The 9,824-nt window shown below is 57.4% G+C and carries 7 protein-coding genes and 4 pseudogenes; 7 read left to right on the plus strand and 4 right to left on the minus strand.

The genetic code is table 11. The features are described from left to right. A pseudogene (locus FNJ47_RS41375) lies at window positions 1–239 on the plus strand (IS630 family transposase); the annotation flags it as partial. 102 nt (window positions 240–341) lie between these two features. Here FNJ47_RS41375 and FNJ47_RS41380 read toward each other — a convergent pair. The 3 genes from FNJ47_RS41380 to FNJ47_RS41390 all read right to left on the minus strand — a co-directional run bounded on the left by FNJ47_RS41380 (window position 342) and on the right by FNJ47_RS41390 (window position 2,893). Beyond that, window positions 342–1,154 carry a transporter substrate-binding domain-containing protein gene (locus FNJ47_RS41380; RefSeq protein ID WP_163161958.1) on the minus strand — a complete coding sequence of 271 codons (813 nt, stop codon included), beginning with the start codon at window positions 1,152–1,154 and terminating at the stop codon, window positions 342–344. Window positions 1,155–1,227: 73 nt separating this feature from the next. Continuing rightward, window positions 1,228–1,992: an amino acid ABC transporter ATP-binding protein gene (locus tag FNJ47_RS41385; protein ID WP_163161960.1), complete on the minus strand. Its 765-nt coding sequence runs from the start codon at window positions 1,990–1,992 to the stop codon at window positions 1,228–1,230. Between the two features lie 4 nt (window positions 1,993–1,996). Further along, on the minus strand, window positions 1,997–2,893 hold the full coding sequence (locus FNJ47_RS41390; RefSeq protein ID WP_163161970.1) for an amino acid ABC transporter permease: 897 nt from the start codon (window positions 2,891–2,893) through the stop codon (window positions 1,997–1,999). An 805-nt stretch (window positions 2,894–3,698) separates the two neighbouring features. On the opposite strand from FNJ47_RS41390, the pseudogene FNJ47_RS51910 reads away from it, so the two are divergent. After that, a pseudogene (locus FNJ47_RS51910) lies at window positions 3,699–4,067 on the plus strand (IS3 family transposase); the annotation flags it as partial. A gap of 362 nt (window positions 4,068–4,429) precedes the next feature. Here FNJ47_RS51910 and FNJ47_RS41395 read toward each other — a convergent pair. Next, window positions 4,430–5,596, minus strand: coding sequence for an acyl-CoA dehydrogenase family protein (locus tag FNJ47_RS41395; RefSeq protein WP_163161962.1), 1,167 nt, complete (start codon window positions 5,594–5,596; stop codon window positions 4,430–4,432). A 404-nt stretch (window positions 5,597–6,000) separates the two neighbouring features. Here FNJ47_RS41395 and FNJ47_RS41400 point away from each other — a divergent pair, with 404 nt between their 5' ends. The 5 genes and pseudogenes from FNJ47_RS41400 to FNJ47_RS41420 form a co-directional block, all read left to right on the plus strand. Continuing rightward, window positions 6,001–7,203 (plus strand): CaiB/BaiF CoA transferase family protein, encoded by a 1,203-nt coding sequence (locus FNJ47_RS41400; RefSeq protein ID WP_163161964.1) that lies wholly within the window; start codon window positions 6,001–6,003, stop codon window positions 7,201–7,203. 35 nt (window positions 7,204–7,238) lie between these two features. Next, window positions 7,239–7,690 (plus strand): annotated as a pseudogene (locus FNJ47_RS41405) (MaoC family dehydratase). Then, window positions 7,690–8,510, plus strand: a pseudogene (locus tag FNJ47_RS41410) (HpcH/HpaI aldolase/citrate lyase family protein). The pseudogenes FNJ47_RS41405 and FNJ47_RS41410 overlap by 1 nt, the downstream one beginning before the upstream one ends. 36 nt (window positions 8,511–8,546) lie before the next feature. Further along, window positions 8,547–9,284 (plus strand): IclR family transcriptional regulator, encoded by a 738-nt coding sequence (locus FNJ47_RS41415; protein ID WP_163161966.1) that lies wholly within the window; start codon window positions 8,547–8,549, stop codon window positions 9,282–9,284. Window positions 9,285–9,568: 284 nt separating this feature from the next. Further along, a partial coding sequence (locus tag FNJ47_RS41420; protein ID WP_163161968.1) for a transposase occupies window positions 9,569–9,824 on the plus strand: 256 nt, incomplete at its 3' end.

The raw sequence follows: 9,824 nt of genomic DNA on the forward strand, positions 1-9,824 counted from the left end.
ACTTCACGCCAACCTATGCCTCCTGGCTTAACCAGGTCGAACGCTTCTTCGCCCTCATCACCCAACGCGCAATCCGGCGCGGATCATTCGATTCCACCGCCGACCTCGTCAAAAAAATCGACCGCTTCATCCGCACCCACAATGCAGATGCACGCCCCTTCGCCTGGACCGCTACTGCCGACTCCATTCTCCAGAAACTCGCGCGACTTTGTCAGCGAATTTCCGGGACGGAACACTAGGTCATCCTAACTTAACTGGGGGTATGGTAACGGTGATATGCGGTTGTGGTAGGGTCGAGCATGCTCTCCGCAGCTGCAGGTTCTTTGGTAGATTCCGAGGAGCTATTTCACTCCCGCGTTTATGGTCGCCTTACTACCGATGCTGAAAATGTCCTTCGACAGACCCCATTTGTCGAGAAGCGCATTATAGCTACCGTCGTCAATCAGTTGCTGAAGAGCACCTCTGAGTCTCGCACCAAGTTCCTGATCTTTATTCAGAAAGCCCATTCCATACATGGTTTTGTTGAGCGGCTCACCGATGATCAGATACCTGTGGTCCTCGACGGAGTTTGCAACCGCCAGGGTGCCGGCACCGTTCACTGCTCCAGCCACTCTCCCCTGCTTGAGCAGCAACATGTTCTGCGCCGAATTCTCCCCAAATGCCACGTTAATGGCGGGCTTGCCATTTGGAATGCAATTGCGGTCACTCCAGTCCTGAATGCGATGAGCCTGGGTCGGATCACCACGCGTGGCCGCGACGCTCTCGCCGCATAGCGCCATGGGATCGGGGTACTTCTTGGCGTTATCGCGGAGTACGAAGAACACGAAGGGTTCAAATACGTAGTCAACGAAGCTGATTCCTCCCTCCCGCTTGTCAGGTCTGTCCGAGACAGCGGTGCCGTAGAAATCCACTCGACCCGTCTTGAGCGGGGCAAGGCTGAGTATCTGAGCGTATGTGAATTCTTCCCATTCAATCGTCGCACCGATCTTGCCCGCCATCGCCACCGCCAGATCGTGATCGAAACCGGTCAGCTTGCCCGTTCTCTGATCTTTATACGAGAACGGTGGATAGTATGTGATCGTTGCCGACCTAAGCACCATTTTCGGCTCTTGCGCAGCCGCGGGAGCCGCAAACAGTCCTGATGCGATCAGCATAGTGCGGGCTAGGAGGTTTAGATTCGTTATCTTCAAAGTATCCCCCTTGTTGGTGTGATGTCGGCTTTTGTGTTCAGCTCAGCACAGCCGAGATGAAATCCCTTGTCCGTTCTTGCGTCGGCTTCACGAGAACTTGGCTCGGGGTGCCAGTCTCTACGATCTGGCCATGATCCATAAAGAACACGCGGTTCGCGACCTCGCGGGCAAAACCCAACTCGTGCGTCACCACGATCATCGTCATTCCCGTTTTCGCGAGATTTCGCATGACAGCCAGAACTTCCCCCACAAGTTCAGGATCTAGCGCCGAGGTTGGCTCGTCGAAGAGCATCACGGCGGGTTTCATGGCCAAGGCACGGGCGATAGCTACCCGCTGCTGCTGTCCCCCGGACAACTCGACGGGGTAGGCGTCGCACTTGTTGGCCAGCCCGACCCGTTCTAGAAGGTTGAGTGCCTCCTCCCGAGCAGTCCGCGCAGGGATCTTAAGGATCTGCGTAGGCCCTTCCGTGAGGTTCTCTAGGGCGGTTTTGTGGGAGAAAAGATTGAACCGCTGGAAGACCATTCCTGTCGAGAGGCGCTGCCTCGCGATCTCGCTGTCCTTCAGTTCGTATAGCTTGTTGCCTTCGCGCCGGAACCCGAGCAGTTCTCCGTTCACCCACAATGCGCCGTCGCTGAGGGATTCGAGTTGGTTGATGCACCGAAGCAAGGTGCTCTTGCCCGATCCCGAGGGACCGATCAGGCACACGACCTCGCTTCTCTCAATGCTCAAATTGATGTCGTGCAAGGCTTGGAACGTGCCAAAAGACTTCTTTGCACCAATCGCATGCACAATCGGATTCATCTTGTCACCTCCTCGCGGCTGCTTGGAACCCCCGACTCGAACCGCGTGCGTAATATCGTTCGATCCTGCCTTGGGCCACGGTAAGGACCGAGACTATGACGAGGTACCAGAAGGCGGCGACGAACAGCAGTTCGATGACCCGGTTGTTAACGTAGTAGATATTCTCGGCCGCATAGACGAGCTCAGAGTACTGGATCACGCTGGCCAACGAAGTCCATTTGACCATGCCGATAAATTCGTTCCCGATCGGCGGAATGATGAAGCGCATGGCCTGGGGCAGGATGATCCGACGCAGGGCGCGCAAACGCGTCATGCCGATGGCGCTGGCCGCTTCGTATTGACCGTGATCTACGGAAAGCAATCCAGCGCGCACGACTTCTGACGTATATGCGCCTTGATTGATACCAAGCCCAAGGAGCGCCGCAACGAAAGGCGTCATCACATCCACGGTCCGCCATTCCGCGACGCCCGGAATCCAGATCGTCGGAAAGACCAGAGCGAGATTGTACCAGAGCAGAAGCTGGAGCAGGGTGGGAAGTCCACGGAACAGCCATATATAACCCATGGCCGACCAATTAATGATGGGATTGCTCGAGAACCGCATGATCGCAACACTGACGCCGAGCGTGACGCCAAAGAGCATGGCGAGGACGGAAAGAGCGATCGTATTTAGCAGCCCCTGAAGTATGACCGGCGCGAACAGGTATTTCGCGGTGTAGATCCACTCAATTTGGCCCCGCGCAAATGCAATGGCGAGCCACAGCAGCGCCGCGACGATGAGCGCTGCTGCGACGTATCGCCCGAGTTTTTTTCGGGGGACATGTTCAAATTTCGACAGATCGTACTGTTCGAGTTCCGCGTTCGTAACCGCAGCCGACTCCTTTTCGACTGGTTGTAACATCGTGGTCCCTCCAGCAATCACACTTTCCATTTTCTGATAATCGTACTGGATTGCTAAGTTACCATAAGCGTGCGGCCTCGTCGATTTGATGCGTATAGGCGGATTTGCGCGCCGGATCGCGGCGAAAAAAGGCATCCGACTTGCGTGGGCATGTGCGGTGAGGAGCTCCATTGTCATGAATCGGACGCTGGGCCTAGCGAGAGCGCGAGCAGAGGGTTGGGGGAAAACGGATTGCCCCCTGCAACCAGCGGAGCGTAATGGCGTCAGACTGCTCCCACTTTGTCGGTGTGCTCTGCTGCGAAGTTTTCTGAAGTCAGCACGCAATGGGCGCCTCATGGTGCCGCTAAGACGCTAAAGAGATGATCGGTTAGGCCAAACAACGCATGACAAGCATCTCAATACGCGAAGGACGAACACGTGAACATCCCGGAACGATTGGCCAAGCTATCGGCTGACGTTTCGATACCACGTTGAGATGCTGCAGCTCGTGAGTCAGCGGATCATGATCGACGTCATTCGTGGATCAACGACCAGAAGAAGATCTGCCGGGCTATTCCGATGGCTGCCCACCACTTCTACGTCAGAGACGCTCGCGCGAATATGCGGAGATGGTTTCCAAGCTCTTCAACCGATGGCCATTTTGCAGTTGCCTGTGCCTCTCACAATTGGAGAGGAAGGTCACGCCGGCATTCTATAAAAAAGCGCATTGTCAACAAACAAGTAACATATGGTTGCGTGATGGTGTCGTGGTCAGATTTGTCAACGCGACCTCCGAGGAAGTGGTCCGCTTGTCGTGATTGGAGACAGCCTTCGCCGGGCGTGTAGGCCATCGGTTGTTGCCGCACCGACGGGTAGGTCGGACGATGCCGGCCTTCGCCAACGCATGCAAGCGATTGCCAGGTCGACGATCAGAAGCTGTTCCGGCTTTACGGGAAGAGATGCCCGCGGTGCGTCGCCGTGGCCGCAAGTGGGCGATCGGGACTCAGGCGCGGATGACGGTGCCGAGGGCACCGAAGGACCGCTGGTCGCTCGACTTCGTCTCAGATCAACTCACCGCCGGCTGATGCTTCCCGCGTCTGAGACCGTGGTCGAAAATTGCACCCGCCAGTGTCTAGCTCTGCCGACTGGCATCTCGCTCTCGGGCGCCCTGGTGGCTGGGGGTCTAGACCGGTTGCATCGCCAGTCGGCGAACACCTCCAAGAGGCTGCCTCAGCTCATCAGAGCGCTGCATCGATAGCGGTGAGTTCTGGATAGCCAGCTCAAGCGTCTAGCGCCACGAAGTGGCATGGCCGCGATCGAGAGAGATATCGCCGTCTGCGATCGCCCGACTCCACGTCGCACATCGGAAAATCGCGGGTGCTGCTGCTCGAATGCGCGGCGTCGCGCCCATCATCCGGTAGAGGTCCGTAATGTCGCAGAAATTGCGCACCTTTGAACTGTGCCGAGGAGGATCGAGGATCGACACGAGCGGCCGCACCATGCGGTGGGTAGATGACTGGCGCCAAAGGCTAATCGTTGTTTGCCGAATACTTGAGATCAGTATGACTTTGCTAGGCCAAGCACCTTCTCAGCAATGAAGCTTAGCGCAAGTTGCGGGCTCACGGGCGCAATGCGCGGAATCATGACCTCGCGCAGATAACGCTCGACATGGAATTCCTTTGCATAACCGAAGCCACCATGGGTCATCACTGCCTGCTCGCAGGCTTGGAAACCCGCTTCCCCAGCTAGATATTTGGCAGCGTTCGCCGCTGCGCCGCAAGGCTTGCCGTTGTCATATTGCCAAGCTGCGGACATCACCATCAACCATGCCGCCTCAAGCTCAATCCAATTCTTCGCCAGCGGGTGCTGAATCGCCTGGTTCTTGCCGATTGGCCGGTTGAAGACGATGCGCGTCTTGGCATATTCCGCCGCGCGTGACAGCGCGAGCTTACCCAGCCCCACCGCTTCCGCCGCGATCAATATGCGCTCCGGATTCATACCCTCGAGAATATATCCGAATCCCCGCCCCTCTTCGCCGATGCGGTCCTCCATCGGGATCTCAAAATTCTCGAAGAACAACTCGTTAGAATCGACGATCTTGCGACCCATCTTTTCGATCTCGTGGACTTTGATCTGCTTTCGGTTGAAATCGGTGTAGAACAGGCTGAGCCCGTGGGTCGGGCTCTTCACCTCGTCCAGTGGCGTGGTACGCGCAAGCAGCAGGATCTTGTCGGCGACTTGAGCGGTGGAGATCCAGACCTTCTGGCCGTTGACGATATAGCGGTCATTTTTCGCAACCGCTCGCGTCTTGAGCTGGGTAGTGTTCAGTCCGGTGTTCGGTTCCGTCACTGCAAAGCAGGCCTTCTCGCGCCCCTCCACCATCGGCGGCAGCATTCGCCGGCGCTGCTCCTCATTTCCAAACACCACGACCGGATTGAGTCCGAACACGTTGATGTGCACGGCGGAAGCGCCCGACATGCCGCCGCCGGACTCGGAGATCGTTCGCATCACGATGGCGGCTTCTGTGATGCCGAGCCCGGCTCCGCCGTAAGCCTCCGGTACACAGATGCCGAGCCAGCCGGCATCGGCCAACGCTTTATGGAAGTCGTGGGGAAAGCCGCCATCGCGATCTTTGTTGAGCCAGTATGCGTCATCGAAACCGCCACAGATCTTGGCAATCGCATCGCGGATTGCTTCCTGCTGGTCGGTCAGCGCGAAGTCCATGGATACCCCTCTTTCCTGGTTCGTAAGGCGCGGCCCCGCGACACCTCAAGCCAGCCGCGGGTCTGCCGGCTCTGTTGGCTTCTGGGTTATGCCGCGGATCGTCAGATCAAGCGCGCCGCGCCCTGCTGCGAATCTTCAGCGGGGCGTCGGATCGACAGCGCCAAGGCAACAGATATGGCCGGTTCACTGTCGTGCTTTTTGAGCGTCCTCAGACGATCGAACCGACCACGCACCGCGTCCGCCAAATTCCGTTGGCAAACGTACAAATAGGTGAATCAATTTGTCAATACCTTGGATAAAAGTCAGCTGATGGTAATTTCTGGCCGCAATCTGGTCATTTTAATCCGACCAAATCACTATCTTGAACTTTATGTCCAGATGTATGCATTCTTGCGAGACAAAGCATGGGACCCCTTGGCGGTATCACGATCCTTGACCTGACCACCGTTTTGATGGGGCCCTATGCCACACAAATCCTCGCCGACATGGGCGCGAACGTGGTCAAGGTGGAAAGCCCTGAAGGCGATATTATTCGTCACATCGGACCGGGACGCAGCCCCGGGATGGGCGGCATGTTCCTCAATGCCAATCGAGGCAAGCGCAGCATCGTCATCAACATGAAGAAGCCCGAAGGACGCGAGGCGCTACTTCGACTGGCGCGGCAATCTAATGCGATCGTTTACAACGTGCGTCCGCAGGCGATGGCGCGGCTCGGCCTAGAATATGAGACGTTCGCAGCGATCAATCCGAAGATCGTGTATGTCGGTGTGTTCGGCTACGGACAGTCGGGCCCCTATGCCGCAAGGCCCGCGTACGATGACCTGATCCAAGGTGCATCGACAATTCCTTCCCTTGTCGCCGCCGCGGGCGATGGCACACCGCGCTACGTGCCGATCACCATGGCCGATCGGGTGGTGGGGCTGATGGCGGTCAATGCCATCCTCGGCGGATTGATGCATCAGCTTCGCACCGGCATCGGCCAGCGCATCGACGTGCCGATGTTCGAGTCAATGACCGATTTCGTACTGGTTGATCATCTGGGCGGCCTCACTTACGATCCGCCGCTCGACCAGGGCGGCTATGCGCGCCTGCTTTCCAAATACCGGCGTCCCTACATGACCAGCGACGGCTACATTTGCGTGTTGATCTACAACGACAAGCAATGGCGCAGTTTCTTCGAGAGCATCGGACAGCCGGAGTATCTCCTGCAACCGCGCTTTGCGAATCACGCTGCACGTCACAAGCACATCGACGAAATCTACGAAGAAGTTGGCCGCATCTTCATTTCTCGCACCACTTCAGAATGGCGCGACCTGTTGGAGCGCGCAGATATTCCGGTCATGCCCATGCATACCTTGGAAACAATTATGGATGACCCTCACCTCAATGCCGTTGGCTTCTTCAAGACTATTGATCATCCCGTCGAAGGACGCATTCGGCAGATGCAGGTGCCGTCCAACTGGAGCATCACCCAACCGCAAGCGGGTGGTCCTGCACCCACACTCGGCGAACATGGCCGGGAAATCTTGCGCGAAGGCGGCTTCTCGGCCGAGGAAATCGAAGGACTGGGCCAGCGAGGGGCCGTGGTCTTCACTGGGCCCCAGTAAAGCTCGACCTAGACACGCTTCTGAGGAGAATATTCATGCCCGGATTGCATTTTGAAGACTTCGAACCGGGGCAGGAGTTCAGGCACGCGCTGACCCGCACGGTCACCGAAATGGATAATACCATGTTTAGCCTGCTAACCATGAACCCGCAGCCCCTGCATATTGATGCACATTTTGCAGCCTCGACGGAGTTCGGCCAGCGGCTTTTCAACAGCCTCTACACCCTTGGCATCATGATTGGTATGACGGTCTATGATACGACACTAGGACGACAGTTGCGAATCTCGGCATGAACGACGTCGTTTTTCCTAAGCCCGTGTTTCATGGCGATACGCTGCGAGCTATCACCAAGGTACTTTCAAAGCGAGAAGCGAAGTCGCGTCCGAACGCAGGGATTGTGGAGTTCGAACACCAGGCGCTCAACCAGCGTGACGAGATTGTGAGCAAATGCCGCCGCATTGCGCTAATGCATAAGAGGCCAGCCTGATGCGCTCCATGCTATTTGTGCCGGGCGATAGCCTGCGCAAATTCGAGAAGGCTCGCGAAGGCAAGGCCAGCATGCTGATTCTCGATCTCGAAGACTCGATCGTCGTTGAGAGGAAGGTCGAAGCGCGCGAACTGACACGACTAATGCTGAGCAAACCGCGCGGACCACAGCAGCTTTATGTGCGCGTGAATGCACTCGATACTGGCATGACGTTGCAGGATCTTGCAGCCGTGATGCCGGCCGCACCTGACGGTATCGTTTTGCCGAAATCGCACGGGGGCGATGATGTGCGAACTCTCTCGCTTTGGCTCGACGCGTTCGAAGCCGCGGCTGGTGCGAAGCCGGGGGCAACGCGCATTGTCGTTGTAGCCACGGAAACGGCTGCCTCTGTGTTTGGCCTTGGCACCTACAAGGATAGCTCGCCACGACTTGCTGGTCTGATGCGGGGAGCAGAAGATCTCTCGGCCTCACTCGGCGCTACTGAGAAGGCGTCGGCCGGCGTGTTCCAGAGCCCTTACCGGCTTGCGCGCGACCTATGCCTGATTGCCGCCGCCACCGCGGAAGTCGCCGCGATCGATACAGTCTACACCGATCTCGACAATCTGGCTGGCCTCGGACAGGAGACCCGTGCCTCATTCATCCCAAGCATGTAGACATCGTCAACGCCGCTTTCGAACCGACGGAACAGGAGCAGATCTGGGCGAGGAAAGTCATGGCGGCATTCACTGAAAATCCCGAGCGGGGTACGTTTCGCCTCGAGGGCAACATGATAGACAGGCCGCATCTTCGGGCAGCGAAGAAGCTTCTTCGTTTTCTGTAAGAGGCCATGGGCGGGGCGCGATAGGACGAAACCCAAATGATCGTTCGACAAGCCGCGAACGTACTGGAAATTCTGGAATATTTCGCGCGAATGAAAAAACCGGCGACGCTCGCGGATCTTGCTGATCATTTTGGTTGGCCTCGCTCCAGCACATTCAATCTTCTTACAACGCTTTCCGAGAAAGGCTACCTTTACGAACCGCGCTCGCGGGCGGGCTACTATCCGACGCCGCGGTGGCTCGCAATGGCGCGCTTGGTGTCAGAGGTGGAACCCCTGCCCGCCTGGACCCATGCGGTTATTGCTGATCTATCCGCAGAGACCGGCGAAACCGCGGCGATCGCTGCTCCGTCGGGTACAATGGCGGTGTTCATCGACGTTGTGGAATCAGATGCGCCAATTCGCTATTTCGCGCAAATCGGCCATCGCATTCCAATTCACGCCACTGCGACCGGGCGGGCACTCCTGCTGCAGTACAGCCCTGAGGAGCGCGACGCGATCTACCGCAAGATCGAATTCAGGCAGTACGGCCCTGCGACGCCGATCAGCATCGCTGCGGTCGAGGCCGAGCTCCGGGCCTCGATCGATCGCGGCTACTGCCAAAGCTTCTCCGACTTCAGCCGCGATCTGGCCGGCGCGGCAATCCCACTTCCGATCGGCGACCGTCGTCTATCCATCATGGTGGCAGGCCCCGAGTTCCGAATCCGGAGCAGGATCGGTGATGTGGCAGCCACATTGAAGAAGTTCGTGGAGCGACATCGTCCTAACTCGGATTGAGCACCGCCCGAGCCTCCCGCCATCCCGGGGAGGAGCCCACTGAGTTGTGCTCATTTTGAACAGGACTCTCGCCGCGGTGATGTGCGCTTTGATCGCCGCGGCGATGGTGAATGATGTAAATTCCAGTGAACGATGAAGATTCCAAGCACGAGTCGTCGACGCCTAAGCAATTAATCGCGGAGCAGCCAGTCCAAAGATTAGCTGAACTGCTCTAGGTGGTGTGGACTCTAAGGATTCCCTTTTGAGAGCAAATCAGATTCAAGGCTTCTTTTTGGGAGGCAGTCTTGGGTGTGATGGATCGTTTGGTGTTGAGCGACGCAGGCTGGGAGCGGATGGCGCCGCTGATCATCGGCCGGCCTGACCAGAAGGGCTCGACTGGACGCGACAACCGGATGTTCGTTGAAGGAGTGCTGTGGATCGTGCGTACGGGCTGTCCCTGGCGTGATCTTCCGGAGGCGTTTGGGGATTGGAACAGCGTGTTCCGGCGCTTCAGCCGATGGAGCATCAAGGGTGTTTGGTGGCGGATCTTCGAGGCGATGT

It is taken from the genome of Bradyrhizobium uaiense (assembly GCF_010811875.1).
Classification (GTDB): Bacteria; Pseudomonadota; Alphaproteobacteria; order Rhizobiales; family Xanthobacteraceae; genus Bradyrhizobium; species Bradyrhizobium uaiense.